Annotated in this window: 13 protein-coding genes; 1 reads left to right on the top strand and 12 read right to left on the bottom strand. The window is 56.5% G+C overall.

All coding sequences use genetic code 11. The features are described from left to right. Positions 1 to 4: 4 nt before the first annotated feature. From IEX10_RS12545 to IEX10_RS12575, 7 genes are all read right to left on the bottom strand, one after another. Positions 5 to 1,201 carry a multidrug effflux MFS transporter gene (locus tag IEX10_RS12545; RefSeq protein WP_188675740.1) on the bottom strand — a complete coding sequence of 399 codons (1,197 nt, stop codon included), beginning with the start codon at positions 1,199 to 1,201 and terminating at the stop codon, positions 5 to 7. Positions 1,202 to 1,224: 23 nt separating this feature from the next. Then, complete coding sequence (locus IEX10_RS12550; RefSeq protein ID WP_188675743.1) at positions 1,225 to 2,115, bottom strand: dihydroneopterin aldolase; 891 nt, start codon at positions 2,113 to 2,115, stop codon at positions 1,225 to 1,227. Positions 2,116 to 2,319: 204 nt separating this feature from the next. Continuing rightward, entirely contained in the window at positions 2,320 to 3,018 is a 699-nt protein-coding gene (locus tag IEX10_RS12555) for a cell wall hydrolase (protein ID WP_229678538.1), read from the bottom strand. A 161-nt stretch (positions 3,019 to 3,179) separates the two neighbouring features. Further along, on the bottom strand, positions 3,180 to 5,741 hold the full coding sequence (locus IEX10_RS12560) for a putative PEP-binding protein (RefSeq protein ID WP_188675746.1): 2,562 nt from the start codon (positions 5,739 to 5,741) through the stop codon (positions 3,180 to 3,182). Between the two features lie 181 nt (positions 5,742 to 5,922). After that, a complete protein-coding gene (gene glyS / locus IEX10_RS12565) occupies positions 5,923 to 8,031 on the bottom strand; it encodes a glycine--tRNA ligase subunit beta (protein ID WP_188675750.1) in 2,109 nt (702 codons plus the stop codon). Position 8,032: 1 nt separating this feature from the next. Continuing rightward, positions 8,033 to 8,926, bottom strand: a complete 894-nt coding sequence (locus tag IEX10_RS12570) for a DUF6446 family protein (RefSeq protein WP_188675752.1) — start codon at positions 8,924 to 8,926, stop codon at positions 8,033 to 8,035. A gap of 11 nt (positions 8,927 to 8,937) precedes the next feature. Continuing rightward, positions 8,938 to 9,870 (bottom strand): glycine--tRNA ligase subunit alpha, encoded by a 933-nt coding sequence (locus tag IEX10_RS12575; RefSeq protein ID WP_188675754.1) that lies wholly within the window; start codon positions 9,868 to 9,870, stop codon positions 8,938 to 8,940. 267 nt (positions 9,871 to 10,137) lie between these two features. On the opposite strand from IEX10_RS12575, the gene IEX10_RS20120 reads away from it, so the two are divergent. Then, complete coding sequence (locus tag IEX10_RS20120) at positions 10,138 to 11,700, top strand: calcium-binding protein (RefSeq protein WP_188675756.1); 1,563 nt, start codon at positions 10,138 to 10,140, stop codon at positions 11,698 to 11,700. A 92-nt stretch (positions 11,701 to 11,792) separates the two neighbouring features. Here IEX10_RS20120 and IEX10_RS12585 read toward each other — a convergent pair whose 3' ends face one another. The 5 genes from IEX10_RS12585 to IEX10_RS12605 all read right to left on the bottom strand — a co-directional run bounded on the left by IEX10_RS12585 (position 11,793) and on the right by IEX10_RS12605 (position 16,722). Further along, on the bottom strand, positions 11,793 to 12,224 hold the full coding sequence (locus IEX10_RS12585; protein ID WP_188675758.1) for a DUF7282 domain-containing protein: 432 nt from the start codon (positions 12,222 to 12,224) through the stop codon (positions 11,793 to 11,795). Between the two features lie 299 nt (positions 12,225 to 12,523). Then, positions 12,524 to 13,078, bottom strand: a complete 555-nt coding sequence (gene comE / locus IEX10_RS12590; RefSeq protein WP_188675764.1) for a sulfopyruvate decarboxylase subunit beta — start codon at positions 13,076 to 13,078, stop codon at positions 12,524 to 12,526. Further along, the gene (comD, locus tag IEX10_RS12595; protein WP_188675778.1) at positions 13,075 to 13,581 is read right to left on the bottom strand and encodes a sulfopyruvate decarboxylase subunit alpha; all 507 of its coding nucleotides are present in this window, start codon (positions 13,579 to 13,581) and stop codon (positions 13,075 to 13,077) included. Before comD ends, comE begins: the two co-directional genes overlap by 4 nt. Positions 13,582 to 13,696: 115 nt before the next feature. After that, positions 13,697 to 15,274, bottom strand: coding sequence for a 5-guanidino-2-oxopentanoate decarboxylase (locus tag IEX10_RS12600; RefSeq protein WP_188675781.1), 1,578 nt, complete (start codon positions 15,272 to 15,274; stop codon positions 13,697 to 13,699). Next, positions 15,274 to 16,722: a TrkH family potassium uptake protein gene (locus IEX10_RS12605; RefSeq protein ID WP_188675784.1), complete on the bottom strand. Its 1,449-nt coding sequence runs from the start codon at positions 16,720 to 16,722 to the stop codon at positions 15,274 to 15,276. The genes IEX10_RS12600 and IEX10_RS12605 overlap by 1 nt, the downstream gene beginning before the upstream one ends. Positions 16,723 to 16,782: the final 60 nt, after the last annotated feature.

Genomic DNA, 16,782 nt, shown 5'->3' on the forward strand with positions numbered 1-16,782 from the left:
CGAACTACCTGCTTTTGTCCCAGCGCACGGCCATCTGTGCGCTTATCCCTGCCAAAGCAGCAAATACAAAGAAAATCAAGCCGTAGCGCAGCTCAACAGCGCCGTGGAATACGCCCACGACCGCAACGCCGATCATACCAACCCCGAACCGCGACGACATCGCAAAGGCAGAGGCAATCCCCTTGCGGGCCTCAAACTGGTCCATCACACCCGTCAGTGCGTTTGATCCGATCACATGCAGCAGCGGCATAATGATCAACCCCGCCGCGTAAACCGCCCAGCGATCGAGGACACCAAAAGCACCGCAAAACATCAAGGCGCCGCAGGCCATTGCGATCAGCCCCTGCCACAACAGCGCCTCCCGATAGCCGATCCGACCCACGAGGTAGATATTCACGAAATTCGCCGCACCAGCCAGCGCAGCCCCCGCCGCAAAGAGCCATGCATATCCCGAAACAGACATCCCGTAGGTTTCAACGTAAAGAAAAGGTGTTGCTGAAACGTAAACGAAAAACAGCCCCGATATTGATGACAAAGCCGCCACATACATCATCGCAACAGGGTTCTTAACTATGCCCACATAGCCCGTCAGCACCTTGCCCGGATGCAATGACTGACGCTGAGAGGGATCAAGCGTTTCAGGCAATTTCATAAAGCTTGCAACAAATGCAACAACCGATCCGACAGCCAGACCCCAGAAAATCCAGCGCCATCCCCACCATTCGGCAACCCATCCGCCAAGAACCGGCGCAATCATTGGCGCGATCACCATGACCATCATAATAGCAGATTGACGCTGGGACAGCCGATCCCCAGAATATAAATCCGCCAGCAAAGCCCGCCCCGCCAACAAAGATGCACTGCCGGTCAGCGCTTGCAAGAACCGGAAAAAAACCAACATCTCCGCATTGCTCACCAAGGCACAGCCAACGGAGAACACGCCGAACCCGGCCAGCCCCCAGACCAGTACCGGCCGCCGCCCGACAGTATCCGATACGGGACCGGAAAACACCGGACCAAGAGCCGTGCCCAATAGGTAGGACCCGATAGAATATTGCACCATCGCCTCCGAAGTCGCCAAATCCCGCGCTATCAACCCAAAGGCCGGCAGATAGGCATCGACCGCGAACGGCCCAAGCATTACCACTGCAATCAACAGCGCCAGTAAACTGCGCTCATGCGCTACCGGATCGAACCGCATCGCTGCCCCTTTTCCTGTCAAACCTACAAGGTTTCTGGCGCTGCCAGCGTGCCCGTGCCCGCAATGCTCAACCGGTCCGCGCCCAGCTCCTGCGCAATCCAGCGGGCCAACTCCACCGCGCCGCTCGTCTCGTCCAACCCGCTCTCAACAGCGTCCAACACCATCTTGGAAGGTGCCCAAACAGAAAGTTGCCCGTTCTTGATCGCCCAATCCAGTTCGGTCCGACTTGACACGACCACGCAGCGTGGATCACGCGCCGACAGCATCCAAGCGTTTTGTTCAATTGCCAGAAGCCGCAGTCTTTGATCAACAGCCCCCTGTCCCGTGGGCTGTAGTGCGCCCTCTGCAGGTTCAAGGCAAATGATCGCCGGTCGCACGTGGCTTGCAATCGCGTTAAGCCAATCCGTCCCTTGCGCGCCCTTTAAAACCTCATTCGGCAATAGAACGAGCAACGGCTCCGGATTGTCCGCGCCTGCGGTCTGCTCAGCCGATTGGTCCGATTTGCTCCGTACGATCTCGACCCCCAAAGAACCCGGTATTCGGTCGAGTTTTTCGATGCGCACAAACACCCGCTCCGCTTTGGCATGGGTCAGGATACGCTCCGCAATGCGTTCTGCCAGGGTCTCCAGCAGGTTCAAACGCTCTGCGGCCAGTTCAGCCGCGATGGCTTCGGTGATCGTGTCATAGGACAGCACCTGATCTACATCATCGGTGTCAGCCGCCCCGTGGCGCGCAACCTCCAGCACCACGTTAAATCGGATACGCTGCTCCACATCCCGCTCTGACTGAAACGCGCCGATTTCAACCGAAGTCGTGTAATCACGCACGGAAATCCTGTCCAGCGGCGCGTCTTGAGCCGTGGCCTGTGACCGCGCCTCAACCGTGTCAAACGCCAGTGATGTTTCATTTGTCATGCAGAACCCTCACCTAAGATATCCTAGGCATCTACCCTTGAGGGCCGGACAAAACAACCGATAGTGTTGATAAACAGGTTAATTACATGGAACCCGCTTCACTTGTGCTGCGTTGTTCCCTGACAAAGGCAGACACGCACGAAACGGAAAATGCCCCTTGCGGGGCATTTCAATTAAATTTCAAACGACTGGTCGCTTCAAAGATTAGCTCGGGTGGTAGAAGAAATGGGCGCCAACAGAAGCCGTGCGCCGGAACTTGCGGGACCAACGCGGCTTGACCGCTTTTGTGTGATAGAACAGCGCACCGCCAGTAATTTTCGGCAGACGACCTTCAAGCATCAGCTTCGCCATCTTCGCCACACGGGCGTAAGCACCTTTTTCACGATAGACCTCCGCATGTCCATCGCACTTGTACGAAAACTGGCAACCAGGCTTGCCGCCGACGCCCTGATTGATCACACCACAAACTGAACCTGGGAACCGTTTGGAATTCTTCCGGTTCACGATGACTTCGGCAACCGCTGCAATCCCGTTAAAGCTCTCGCCACGGGCCTCAAAATAGAGAGCTTCGGTCAAACAAGCCCACTCGGCACCGCCGGTGGCTTTAGGCATCCGTTGAAGTTGTTTGAAACTTGTGACTGTAGAAGTCTCAATTTCCACAGTTTTCTCTTTCGGGCGGGACAAACTCGCGATACGGATAAGAGAGTCTCCACCGACACCGGCTATTTTCTTCGCCCGATTCGTTCCCAAAGCTTCCAACTGGCGCCGTTCCTGGGCTAGAATGTCATTTACCGGCTTAATCCCAACATCGGCAGAGGCGATCTGCGCCGAAGTCCCTATTGCTAAGGCAAAAATCGTGATGGCCGGACAAAGTCCGTTCTTGAGTTTTGACAGCATTTTCATAGCATACACATACACCACACCCGTTTGGAGGCAGATCCCAAAGCGCATGGTCCCTTAATTTCCACATAACACTTAAGGCGTCGTATAGTCGAAAACTCTCCATTTGCACAGGCTTTTAGGAAATTGACCTGTTTCTGCCGATCTTACCGCTGCGCCCTGCTCTAATCGCGATCCAGAATTGCAGTCTGCGCCGCGGATAAACGGGCGACCGGTGCGCGGTAAGGGGAACAGGAAACATACTCCAAGCCAAGGCGATGACAAAAGGCCACCGAAGCTGGATCACCGCCGTGTTCGCCACACAGCCCCAACCCGATATCGCCCCGCGCCTCTTTGGCACGGGAAACAGCAATCTCCAACAATTCGCCGACTCCGTCCTCGTCAATAGAATGAAAAGGATCTTCGGCAAAAACGCCCCGATTAACATAGGCGCGCATAAACCGCCCCGCATCATCGCGGCTCAGTCCGTAAGCCATCTGTGTCAGATCGTTTGTTCCAAAGCTCAAAAACTCTGCATATTGTGCGATCTGCCCAGCCTTAAGCGCCGCACGCGGCGTTTCCACCATCACGCCGACCGAATATTCAAGGCGTTGACCGGTGGCCATCTGCACTTCGGACGCCACAACATCCACTCGGCCCTTAACGATCTCCACCTCTTTGTTGGCCGAAACCAAAGGGATCATGATCTCGGGCTTGATCTGTGTCCCGAATTTCTGTTGCACTTGCGCGGCTGCCTCAAAGATAGCGCGCGCTTGCATGTCATAAATGCCGGGCACCGTCAGCCCCAAACGCACCCCGCGCAGGCCCAACATAGGGTTGTACTGCTTCAAATCCTCCGCCCGCCCGAGCACTTTGGCAAGTGGTAGATCCATCGCCTCCGCTAGGCTGCGGATCTCCTGCGGGCTTTGGGGCAGAAACTCGTGTAGGGGCGGATCGAGCAGCCGGATACATACCGGTAGCCCCACCATAGTTTCAAACAGCTCCACAAAATCGGCCCGCTGCATTGGCAGCAAACGATCGAGCGCCGCCTGCCGGTCCTGATCCTGATCCGCGAAGATCATTTCGCGCATGGCGGTCAGACGGCCCGGTTCAAAAAACATATGCTCCGTGCGACACAATCCGATCCCGTCAACGCGAAAGGTCTGGGCCAGTCGCGCATCAGAAGGCGTGTCCGCATTGGCCCGCACGCCCAGTTTGCGAAACTCGTCCGTCCAGTCCAGCAACGTGTTGAACGCACCGCTCAGATCCGGCTCGATCAAATCAGGCGCGCCGGCAATCACTTCGCCAGTCGCCCCGTCCAGCGTGATCGTATCGCCTTCGGAAAATTTGCGCCCGTCTGGCAGAGCAAAGCGTTTTCGGCGCAAATCAATGTCGATATCGCTCGCTCCGACAATACACGGCAACCCCAGCCCTCGCGCAATAACCGCTGCGTGGCTGGTGATCCCGCCGCGCGCCGTCAAAATCCCCTGCGCCGAGTGCATCCCGCGAATATCCTCTGGCAGCGTTTCAGAGCGCACCAGAATGCAGTTTTCATCCCGCGCCGCACTGGCCTGCGCGGCCTCGGCGCTAAACACGACCTTGCCACAGTTCGCACCTGGACTGGCCGCGATCCCTTGCGTCAGCACCTTATACTTCGCCTTGGGATCGATATGGCGGTGCAGCATTTCCGTCAGCGAACCAGGCGTCACCGACAGCAGCGCGGCTTCTTTGCTTTGCAACCCGTCCTTGGCAAGTTGCACGGCGATTTCGACTTCCGCCCGCCCGGAGCGTTCTGCCGGACGTGCATCAAGTACCCAGACCTTGCCATCCTGAACCGAGAACTGGATCAGGACCTCATCCCGCAAAATCTCTCGTGCTTGCGCTGTCAAATCCTGCAACTGCGCAAAAACCTCGGGTGCGACATCTTCCATCGAGGGTCCGCGCACGTCTCGCCCCAAAAACATCTCTCCGCCCCGTCCCGTCACGGAATCATGTCCCTGACTTTCACTTATGTACCGGCCGTGTGTGCCGTTCACGCCCGTGGCGAGCGCTGTAAACTGGGCGCTACCCACACCGCATTCGCCTGATCCGGTGCCAGCCACCATGTCCTGCACGATCAGTCCAAGCCCCGCATCAATCGGCGCACCGCGCGCCTGCCGCAAAATCCGCGCCGTGGTACCTTCCCACATACGCGCCACAGCCCGCAATACCTGCTGCATCTGCGTCACCGGGTCTTGTGGGAAGGGCTCGTCCAGTTCATCCTCGTAGAATTCCAGCAGTGCATCAATCAGCCGGCCATAATCCCGCCCGCGATTGGTAAATTCCACCTCAACCAGCTCTTCAAGATCGTCCTCATCCAGCCGCGCGACCTTTTGGGAATAACTGCGGATGAATCGGCTATACAGATCGTTCGCCCGCTCCAGCCCCATTTCCCGCGCCATGATATCACGGGTCCGGTCGCACATACCGATATTCAGCATCGCACGGGGCCCCCCCCAATTACGTTGTTCGGGGCTGCGCCTGACAGAATACAATGCGCCTTGTTTTAACACTTCTTTCAGCGGGCCCAAATCCGGCACAGTCCCAAGCGCAAGCTGGTGAACCGCAGCCTTGGACACTGCAAATCCGCGTGGCACAGGCAGGCCCTGCGCCATAAGTTTTCCCAGAATTTCCGCCCGAATTCCGTAGTGTTCCGCCGGTAGCGTGGCCGTGCCTGTAATCTCGGCAATGTCAGCGTATTCCGCCATCTATCAAAGGCTCCCGAAGTGGTTTCCCAAACACTAGGCCCACACCCGAAGCGAGGCAAGTACCCCCTTTCAGGAATTACCTTTACCTTCAAAGATTTAACAAATGGTATACAGGGCACAGAAAGCGGCAGAGCCGCCGATCAGACAACAGCCCCGCACAAAATGCAGGGCTGGTCAGGGATTATCCCTCAATCTTGCTGAAATCCGCAACCTGGCCCATGACGGTGCGAATGCGGCTTAGCAAATTCAAACGGTTACGCCGAACCACTTCACTGTCGGCATTGACCTGAACCGCCTCGAAAAACCCGTCAATCGGTCCGCGTAGTCCGGCCATAGCCGTCATCGCAGCACCAAAATCCTCGGCCTCCATCGCAGGTGTGATTGCGCCCTCGGCAGTGTCGAGCGCGGCAAACAACGCCCGTTCTTCATCGCTGTCAGCGTATTTCACATCTGCGCCGTAGGAATATTCCACCCCGTCCTTGGCCTCTGCCTGAGACAGAATATTATTCGCCCGCTTGTACCCTTGCAGCAAGTTGGTGCCATCGTCAGATTTCACAAACCCTTGCAACGCCTCTGCTCGTTTCACCAACAGGGTGAAGTCGTCATTGTTCGGCATCGCCAGACAAGCATCAATCACATCATGGGAGATGCCCTGATCCCGCAGATAGACCTTTAGGCGATCGTGGAAGAAGTTGGACAAATCCACATTACGATCCAACCCTGAATAATCATCAGGATCATTTGAAGTCGGCTGACTTGCACCATTTTGGCTTAAACCAAATGCAATCACGGTACCGACTGATGTCCGAACCCCATTCTCCAGCACCAAGCGGATCACCCCCAGCGCCGCGCGACGCAGCGCGAACGGATCTTTGCTGCCTGTCGGTTTCTCGTCAATCGCCCAGAAACCTGTCAGCGTATCGATTTTATCCGCCAGTGCCACGGCGACGGATACTGGTGCGCTCGGCACGTCATCGCTCGGCCCGAGGGGGGAGTAATGTTCCTGCGCCGCCGCCGCTACCGCGTCAGACTTCCCTGCCGCTGCCGCGTAATAGCGCCCCATAAGGCCTTGCAGTTCGGGAAACTCGTAAACCATTTCCGACGAAAGATCCGCCTTGGCAAACCGCGCAGCCTCTTCCGCTGCATCCGCATCGGCACCCACAACAGGCGCAATCTCGCGTGCCAGTGCTGCGATCCGTTCAATCCGCTCCGCTTGTGATCCCAGCTTGTTGTGGAAGGTCACGTTTTGCAGCTTCTCAACCCATTGCGCGCCGCAGGTTTCGGCAATGCGCAGGTCGTTCTCCCAGAAGAACTTTGCGTCTGAAAGGCGCGCGAACAGCACCTTCTGGTTCCCCGCAAGGATCGTCGCGCCCTGATCGGCGGTTTCCCGATTGGCCACGGTGACGAATTTCTCAATCCGGTCGGTTTTCGGATTGCGCACGCTAAAAAACTTCTGATGCTCTTTCATAGAGGTCTGCAAAACCTCTGGCGGAAGGCCAAGGAAATCCTCGGCAATGTCGCCCATCAGCACAACCGGCCATTCCACCAGCCCTGCGACCTCGGCCAGCAGGCCCTTGTCCTCAACCACGTCCAAGCCTTGGGCAAACGCCCCGTTGGTTGCATCGTTCCAGATCGTATCGGCGCGGGATGCACTGTCGAGCACCACATGCGCTGCCGCCAGTTTACCTGCATAATCGTCAAAGCTGTGCACCTTGATCACATCCGGCGCGTGGAAACGATGCCCCCGCGTGGTGTTGCCGCTGACAATCCCGTCCACATCAAACGGCACCACTTCGGCACCTTCCGCATCGTGCAGGATACAGAGGATCGAATGCAACGGACGCACCCAGCGCAGAGTACCGCTGCCCCAACGCATAGATTTCGACCACGGGAAGTTGCGCACCACATTTGGCACCACTTCCGCAATAATCTCACCGGCTGCGCGTCCGGGCTTTTCGATCAGGGCATAATAGACCTGCCCTTTTTTCTCGTCCCGCACTTCCAATTGGTCGCGCGACACCCCTGCCCCGCGGCAGAAGCCGTCGATCGCCTTTTCCGGCGCATCCACACGCGGGCCTTTGCGTTCTTCGCGCAGGTCCGGCGATCGGTCGGTCAACCCGACCACAGACAAGGCCAAACGGCGCGGCGTCACAAAGGCACCCGCACTTTCATAGGTCAGACCGGCCTCAACCAGACCATCCGTCACCAGCTTTTTCAAATCCTCCGAGGCGCGCTTTTGCATCCGCGCCGGAATTTCTTCTGAAAACAGTTCTAACAGCAGGTCAGCCATATCAATTCGTCCGTTTCTGGTTCCACGCCAAAGCGCGACCATCTTCATATACTGCGACAACCCGGTCCACGCCGGGCACAACATCTTTTTCGCCAAGAAATGCCACCGCATCCCCGCGATCTACATCAAAGGTCACCGCCTCTGCATCAAAACACGGCAAGATCGCCGTCGGCTTTTCCGGTGCCACCGCATCCAGAACCTCGTAGGTTTCAGTCAGCATCGCCGTTGACATTGGTGTGCGGAAACAGGCCCAAAGGCTCTGTGTCCCGCCCCCCAAAGCTGTTACCGCTTCTTGCAGAATGTCCTCAGGTGCGCCACCGCCCACCGGAGTGAGGGCAATCACCAGATCGACAGGCTCCGGTGCTGACACTTCGGGCAGTGCTGCAGCAAAACTACGGCTCTCCCCCAGCGGCGCTGACAAAGACGCTTCCTCTTCAGTGCAGCTTTCGGGCAGATTTTCGCCCTCGAACTGGGCCAGCCCGCATTCATTCATCTGACGCCACATAAACGCCCGCCCGTCGGGGTATTGCGCGATGAAGCGGGAAAAGCCGAAGGGTTGGTTGCGCTCTGCCTGCAAGACAACCGCCTCACCCGATGCGATGTCCGTGGTCAGGGTTTGCGCATCAAAGCAATCAAACCAACCCGGTGCCTGCAACGGGGTTGCGGCATCCTTATAGGTGTCCGACTGCACATAATCCCAGTCCACATCAAAACACGCCCGCAGTTTCAGCGGCGATGTATCCGCCGTAATCCCGCGATAGTTCGAGACCGGAAAAGCATCGCCATAAGCGGTGATCTCTTCCAGCCCGTCAACCCGTTCGTAATAGGCATAGGTCTGGCTGTACCACAACCCGACCCCCATCGCCAAAGCGACGCCGACTATTCCTGTGACCATCAGCTTGCCATTCACGCCGCAGCGCCCCCTGCCTCGGTTTGCACAAAGGCATCTGCACATGCTTTGGAAAGCGTCCGCACCCGCCCGATGTAGGCCTGCCGTTCGGTCACGGAAATCACGCCCCGCGCGTCGAGCAGATTGAACAGATGGCTCGCCTTAATGCACTGGTCATAGGCCGGATGGGCCATGATAATCTTCTTGCCGGTTTTCGGATCAACTGCCGGCGCGTCCAGAATGCGCTGGCATTCGGCTTCGGCATCTTCAAAGTGTTTCAGCAACACGTCCGTATCAGCAATATCAAAATTCCAGCGGCTGTATTCCTGTTCAGTCTGCTTGAACACATCGCCATAAGACAGCGGGATCAGCGCGTCTGGATCGTTGTAGGGCATGTCCATCACGTGATCGACGCCCAGAATATACATCGCCAGCCGCTCCAACCCGTAGGTCAGTTCGCCCGAGACAGGTTTGCAGTCATGGCCGCCCACCTGCTGGAAATAGGTGAACTGGGACACTTCCATCCCGTCACACCAGACTTCCCAGCCCAAACCCCAAGCGCCGAGCGTGGGGGATTCCCAGTCGTCTTCCACAAAGCGGATATCGTGCAGATCCATATCCACCCCAATCGCCTGCAAAGACCCGAGGTACAGCTCCTGCAAATCCGGCGGGCTGGGTTTGATCAACACTTGGTACTGATAGTAATGCTGCAACCGGTTCGGGTTTTCCCCGTAACGCCCGTCCGTCGGGCGGCGCGAAGGCTGCACATAGGCCGCAGCCCAAGGATTGCCCCCAAGGGATCGCAACGTGGTCGCAGGGTGGAACGTCCCTGCCCCCACTTCCATGTCGTAAGGCTGAACAACAGCGCACCCTTTTCCTGCCCAATAGGCTTGCAATCTCAAAATAATCTCTTGAAAAGACCGCGGCTTGCTTTTCTCGACCACTGACATATTCCTATCCCACAGGGCTGTTCATTCCTGCGCCTTCCTTATGGAAACGCGCCAATGGGGTCAATTGCATCAAGGGTATTCAGCCGAACAAACCTTCGCCACACTCGCTCTTTTTCGCTCCTTAGTCCTGCCCTGTTCTGGCCGGAATCCCCCGTTTTACTGTCTTCCACGCAGAGATCCGAACGATTCTATTTAAATTGTTGGGATTGAAAACGAACGAGCCCTTCCTTGTTTCCGGCGGGGCATAGCAATTTGAAGAGAAGATACATGGCGTTTACATTTGATTACGGAACGGACCCCGCTTTCGGTTTCAAGGAGACTTTGGACCTGCTAGCCAGCGGAATTTACGACGATACAGAGGCCCTGACCGGCCCCTCCACCTACCAGTTCAGCAAAGACGGCCTGACATTCGCTTTTGCGGGAACCGGATTGACCTATGGCGAAGCCTCGGGGCAAACGATCCTGACCGGCGGCACCCTGTCAGGGATCACAATCTCACAGGGCGGCACACAAATTGCCGCTGTCTCCGGTCTCGACATGCCGGCAAATGACTTTTTCACCGCCTTTATCAACGATTTCACCGGCACCAACCCCACCGCAATGGAAACACTGCTGTTGCGCGATGACTGGGTGTTTAACGGCTCCGACGGGGTGGATACCCTACTGAAAAGCCATAAATCTGCCGATAAATACAGCTACGCCCCTTCCGGCAATGATACCGCCTACCTGATGGGAGGCGACGATGTGTTCGACCTCGGGGACGGCAATGACGTGATCTACGGCGGCGCAGGCCACGACACGCTATACGGCAACGATGGCAAGGACGCGCTCTACGGCGGACTCGACAACGACGAACTTTTCGGCGGCAATCGCGGCGGCACCGACAGCCTGTTTGGTGGCGACGGCGAAGACATCCTGCACGGGATGAACAGCAGCGACAAGCTTTGGGGCGATGCCGGACAGGACGTAATGTACGGCGGCACCGGTCAGGACGTAATGTACGGCGGCTTGAACGATGACGTCGCTTACGGCGAAAACGGTCGTGACAAGATGTACGGCGATGCGGGCAATGACACGATGGATGGTGGTAAATCCACCGACCGTTTGTATGGCGGCACCGGCGCCGATGATCTGAGCGGCGGCACTGACGAGGACGAGCTTTACGGCGGCCTCGACAATGACGCGCTGTACGGGGGCGATGATAATGACACGCTCTATGGCGAAGAGGGCGACGACGCGCTGCACGGCGACCATGGCAAGGATGTCCTTTACGGCGGTGACGGCAACGACGCCCTTTACGGCGGCAATGTGGGCGGCACCGACAGCCTTTACGGAGGCGACGGCAATGACCACCTCGACGGCGGCAATAGCGCCGATCAGCTTTGGGGGGACGCGGGCAATGATGTTCTCGAAGGGGGCACCGGCAACGACTTCCTTTACGGCGGTGACGGCGCGGATGTGATCAACGGCGGCGACGAGAATGATCACCTCTATGGCGGCGCTGGTGCAGACACGTTCGTCTTTAACAGCAATGACGGCGATGATGTGATTTACGACTTCGACACGGGCGAAGACAGTCTTTCTCTGTCCGCCACGCCGGTGGATGTCGCGGAAATCGGCGCCGATACGGTTATTAGTATGAATGACGGTGCCAGTATAACCCTCGCGGACACGCTCTTGATCAGTGAAGGCACAGTCGCAGAGGTTCTTCCAGGATTCGCAGAGCCCGAATACATAGAATTTGCGCCCATCGAATGGGAGTTGATTTACCAGCCGATATACATCTTCCCCGAACCTATCATTCCAGAGTTCGACAACTTCTACGCGTAAGACTTACACAACCAGACACTACAAATACGAAAATACCCCGCAGCGCACGGCTGCGGGGTATTTTGTCTATAGGCACTAAATGCCAGTCAGATTTATTTAGCTTTGATAACCAACATAGTTACGTAACCATCAATAAGAAACGGACCATCTTTTGAAGGGTCGCTCATAAACTCAAACTCTCCCGGAGTGTCGCCTGTTGCATCTGTGTGCAGCATCAGAACCATGCGATCACCCGACGGGATAGATGGAGACGGTGTGACCAGCACGTTTTCAGTTACGCCTGCATTCACCGGCGTGTAACCAACAGGTTGATCCACTGTCGCAAAACCGTTGCCATCGTTTTTGACAGTGTAAAGCACCAGATAACCGTCTTCTTCAGCTACAACGCGCTCGGCGATAACTGTGTCATTCATGATCGTTTGGTCTTGTGCGGTAATGGACACAGTCTCAGCGTTTGCTACAGAAGCGCCACCCAACAGTGCTGCTGCAGTAAAACCTGTCAAAAAATTCTTAGCCGTAAACATTATACGTCTCCTTATTTACTCATTTCTTGCCATTCCAGAGCGCGTCTTAGTATTTCAGAACAGTGTCTTGCGAGACGTTCTTCAACCGCGTTGCCGTAACAGCCTGTCGATACAGTCACAACACCGACAGGATGGAATTGGTTCCCAACAAAATGTGATTTTTGGTCACACAATCGCCCAACTGCGCGAAAACCTTTGAAAAGTTTACGAATAATTTAACACGAAAAAGGCCCCACCAACGGCAGAGCCCTTCCAATTCGCCCCGTTCGGGGAATGCAGTGCGCTTTATCGCGCGTAGCTTAAGACGAAACGGCCTTCATAAACCGGTCGCGGATCACCACCGGATCCATCGTAATCACCGGGTTCTTGGCGTTGCCGCTTTCGCACTTTGATACGATGATCGTCATCTGGTCCCCGTCCAGTGCCTTGCGCACCTCAGCGGCTGTATCCTCGGCAGAACACTCGATCACGTTTTCGCAGCCGCAAGCGGTTGCCACAGCCGCCAGAGAGGTCTTCTTCCCCGCATAGGTCGGCTGATCGCCCGTCGATCCATAACTGCCGTTATCAATAATCAGCAGAATAAAGTTGTCCGCTACGTTGTTCGCAATCGTAGGAAGCGTGCCAAAGTTCGTCAGAACCGACCCGTCGCCGTCAATCGCAATCACCTTCTTAGGCTGCGCCAACGCCAGACCCAGCCCGATAGACGATGCCAGCCCCATTGTCCCAAGCATGTAAAAATTGCTCGGCTGGTCATCCAGTGCATGGAGTTCCTGACTTGGAATCCCGATGTTACAAACGACGAGTTCATTGGAAATCATCGGCACCAGAGTTTTCAATACTTCAGAACGGATCATTGGTCCCCGTAGCCTCCCCAGAAAGACGCATCGGTCAGGATCGCGACCGGCTTGTTGCACATGAATGTGTATTGCAGAATGTTATCAAACTCCTCCACATCCGATTGCTGATGGAAGTGATAAGTCGGGATGTTTAACTGGGCCAGCAGCGCCTTTGTGTGAACCGCCATCTCTACCTGACAGGCCACCGGCTCGCGCAGTTCCCCGCGATAGGAAATCAGCATGGGCAGCGGCATCCGGTAGTACTGGATCAAAGTCGCCAATGTGTTGATCGTCACCCCGATAGCCGTGTTCTGCATGATGATCGCAGGCCGCTTGCCGCCCATGAATGCACCTGCACACAGCCCCATACCCTCGTCTTCTTTATTCGACGGGATATGGAATATATCGGGGCTTTCTTCTACCGCGTCGATTACTCCGGCCAGCTGTTTGCAAGGCACGGTTGTTACGAACTCGATATTGTTCTTCACCATATCGGCGACGATCTTGTCGTTCACATCCATTGTGGCATGTCCTTTCTTCACTCGCCCCGCTTGTTCCGCATTTCCCCGTGCCGGACAATCCCCAACCCTGCTCGGCAGCAGAATTGGAAACCGGCCTTCGGGAATTGCGAAAGGGCTACAGAATGTCGGGTGTCACATAAATCAACGTCGGCCCGTCCGCCTTGAACGCCGCCGCAATCGCTGCGCGCAGTGCCTCCAGACTGTCGGGGGCCGCTGACAACGCCCCCCAAGCCTCGGCCAGCTTGCAGAAGTCGGGATTCAGTGCCTGAACCGCATTGGGCGCGATCTGGCTGTTCACCATGCAATCCTCGATTTCCTTTAACTTGCCATTGTCCCAAAGGATAATCGGCAGGCTCAGTCCCAGCTCCACAGCAACGCCCAGCTCCTGCACCGTGTACTGAAAACCATAATCCCCAGCCATCGCAATCACGGGCGCATCGCCCACGCCAATTTTGCCACCGATGGCAGCCGGCAACGCATAACCGAGCGTGCCAAACCCGTAAGGATGATGCCAGCGCCCCGGCGCATCCATGTAGGTGGTTTCTTTAGAGACATAAGCGAATTGGGTCATATCAGAGAATATCTGCGTCCCCTCGGGCAGCGCATCCAGAACCACATCGGCAATTTCAACAATACCGGGCCGATCCGCACTGATCTCCGCCTTCCAGCGCTTGCGCGTCTCGGCCACTTCGGCAGCGCTCCACTCGGTCTCACCTGATTGAACAACATCCGCCAACCCAGCCAGAAACGCTTTGGCATCCGACAGGATAGTCATATCCGGCACCGCCATCAGATCGGCCAGCATCGGCGGGTCTATATCCACCCTAACAAACGTGCCCTTATGGCCCAATTCATCGCGCCACAGATCAACTTCGGCCAGTTCGGTGCCTACAGCGACCACATAATCAGCCGTTTCCAAAATCCGCGCGCTTTCAGGCTGGATCAACCCTGCCCCGAAACACAGCGGATCATCCATCGCAGTGACCCCGCGCCCCGCAAAACTGGTAAACGATGCAGCCTTCGTTTTGGCCAGCACCGCGCGGGCCTCCGCAGCCGCTTGCAAAGCCCCACCGCCAAACACAAACAATGGCCGTTTTGCTGCCGCCAGCCCCTTGGCCACTGCCTCAATCTGCGCAGCACCAGCGGTTGGCAGTGCTGGCGTCACAGTTTTCGGCGCGCAATACTCCGCCTCCGCCCCAAGCACAGCAATTGGCACCTGAATATGCTTGGGCCGGGGCCGCGCGGTCACAAACTCGCCAAAGGCCCGATCCACCAGCTGATAGGCCGCCTGCGCTGTCTTGGCTTCCTCTGACCAGTCACACACAGTTTCCGCCGCAGCCCGCTGATCCTTCATCTGATGCAACTGCCCCTTCTTGGCAGCGACCTCATCCAGACAGGAAGACATGACCAGCATCGGCACACTGTCGCTATAGGCCTGTCCCATCGGCGTCATGATATTGCACAGCCCTGGCCCCGTAATCACATAAGCGACGCCAGGTTTGCCCGTCGCCCGCGCATAGCCATCCGCCATAAACCCCGCACCCTGCTCGTGGCGGGCCAGCACATGGGTAATACCGGCCTCTTCAATGCCGCGATACATCTCTACGTTATGCACACCTGGAATACCAAAAATCGTATCCACCCCGCGATCCTTCAACATATGAGAGATCTGCGCGCCCAAAGGTCGTTTCATTAGTTTCTCCAGAAATTAGCCGTAAACAGTACAAAGACCGCCATCAATTCCAACCGGCCCACCAACATACCAATGGCCAGCAGCCATTTTGCGATGTCGTTCAGCTCGCTGAAATTGCCCGACGGCCCGATCTTATCTCCCAGCCCCGGACCCACATTGGCCAGCGCCGTCGCCGCGCCGGATATGGCCGTGACCTTATCCAGCCCTGTCATCCCCAAAGCCACCGACAGAACGGCCAGAGAGGTCAGGAACAACATAAAAAACGCCATAACCGAGGAGATCACCTCGTCTGGCACAGAGCGGCGGTTGTATTTCAGAACAAACACACCGCTCGGATTGTGCAGCCGCTTGATCTGAACCACGATGGCCTTCACCAACAGCTCGTAGCGGAACACTTTGATCGAACAACAGGTTGACCCCGCACAGCCCCCGACAAGCCCCATCATAAAGAACAGCATCATCGGGAAATTCCCCCACGACTGATAGTTCACACTGGCATATCCGGTGCCCGAAAGGATTGAAGCCACGTTAAACAACGCCTCTCGGATAGAGCGTTCAAGATCGTCATGGTTGTGAACCAGCTGGTACATCGTCAGAACAACAACCAGCAGCGCAAACAGCATCAAAAACGCCCGTATTTGGGAATCCCGATAAAGCGGCACCGCCGTCCCCGCCACCAGTTGCACGTAGCGCACAAACGGAAGGCTTGCCAACATCATGAAAACAGTGGCGACATATTCTGCAGGCCCTTGAAACGCCCCGAAAGAAGCATCCTCAGTGGAAAATCCGCCGGTAGACACAGTGGTAAACGCATGGACCAGCGCATCAAAACCAGACATCCCAACCGCCAGATAACAGGCGAAACACACAGCCGTCAGAACCACGTAGATCACACCGATCTGACGGGCAATCTCTGCCGCTTTGGGCAGGATTTTCCCCATGGTGTCAAACCCTTCGGACCGGAAGATCTGCATCCCGCCAACCCGCAACATCGGCAGGAAAACCATCGCCACAACAATGATCCCGACGCCGCCAAACCACTGCATCATCCCGCGCCACAGCAAAATGCCACGCGGCAAATCTCCAAGCCCCTCAAACACGGTTGAACCCGTGGTGGTCAGAGCAGACATCGCCTCAAAGAAACCGTCAACCACACGCGCGTCCGTGGCACCAAACCAGAACGGCAACGCCCCGAAGACCGGCAGCACAACCCAAACACCCGTGGTCAAGATAAAGGTCTGCTGGATCGATAGCCCACTCGTGGAGCTGTTCGCGCAGGCCAGCGCCAAAGAGCCCCCGGCAAGCGCTGTCAGAACCCCCGAAAGCCCAAACACCCACCACTCCGGACTGCCATCGAATATGTCGATCAGCATCGGAAACACCATAGTGCATCCAAGGGCCAGCGACAGAAGGCCGATCACATAAGCGGCAGGGCGAAAATCAAACATAAACGCAGGCTTGGCGCTCTGCGGGGAAACTGTCAAGCGATCTGTCGCCCTCCAATCTTC

It is taken from the genome of Neptunicoccus cionae (assembly GCF_014643735.1).
Lineage (GTDB): Bacteria > Pseudomonadota > Alphaproteobacteria > Rhodobacterales > Rhodobacteraceae > Amylibacter > Amylibacter cionae.

What these genes read in the sequence shown, in the direction of transcription:
- IEX10_RS12545 (WP_188675740.1), bottom strand. Translation starts at nt 1,201, where the DNA reads ATGCGGTTCGATCCGGTAGCGCATGAGCGCAGTTTACTGGCGCTGTTG.
- IEX10_RS12550 (WP_188675743.1), bottom strand. Translation starts at nt 2,115, where the DNA reads ATGACAAATGAAACATCACTGGCGTTTGACACGGTTGAGGCGCGGTCA.
- IEX10_RS12555 (WP_229678538.1), bottom strand. Translation starts at nt 3,018, where the DNA reads ATGAAAATGCTGTCAAAACTCAAGAACGGACTTTGTCCGGCCATCACG.
- IEX10_RS12560 (WP_188675746.1), bottom strand. Translation starts at nt 5,741, where the DNA reads ATGGCGGAATACGCTGACATTGCCGAGATTACAGGCACGGCCACGCTA.
- glyS (WP_188675750.1), bottom strand. Translation starts at nt 8,031, where the DNA reads ATGGCTGACCTGCTGTTAGAACTGTTTTCAGAAGAAATTCCGGCGCGG.
- IEX10_RS12570 (WP_188675752.1), bottom strand. Translation starts at nt 8,926, where the DNA reads ATGGTCACAGGAATAGTCGGCGTCGCTTTGGCGATGGGGGTCGGGTTG.
- IEX10_RS12575 (WP_188675754.1), bottom strand. Translation starts at nt 9,870, where the DNA reads ATGTCAGTGGTCGAGAAAAGCAAGCCGCGGTCTTTTCAAGAGATTATT.
- IEX10_RS20120 (WP_188675756.1), top strand. Translation starts at nt 10,138, where the DNA reads ATGGCGTTTACATTTGATTACGGAACGGACCCCGCTTTCGGTTTCAAG.
- IEX10_RS12585 (WP_188675758.1), bottom strand. Translation starts at nt 12,224, where the DNA reads ATGTTTACGGCTAAGAATTTTTTGACAGGTTTTACTGCAGCAGCACTG.
- comE (WP_188675764.1), bottom strand. Translation starts at nt 13,078, where the DNA reads ATGATCCGTTCTGAAGTATTGAAAACTCTGGTGCCGATGATTTCCAAT.
- comD (WP_188675778.1), bottom strand. Translation starts at nt 13,581, where the DNA reads ATGGATGTGAACGACAAGATCGTCGCCGATATGGTGAAGAACAATATC.
- IEX10_RS12600 (WP_188675781.1), bottom strand. Translation starts at nt 15,274, where the DNA reads ATGAAACGACCTTTGGGCGCGCAGATCTCTCATATGTTGAAGGATCGC.
- IEX10_RS12605 (WP_188675784.1), bottom strand. Translation starts at nt 16,722, where the DNA reads ATGTTTGATTTTCGCCCTGCCGCTTATGTGATCGGCCTTCTGTCGCTG.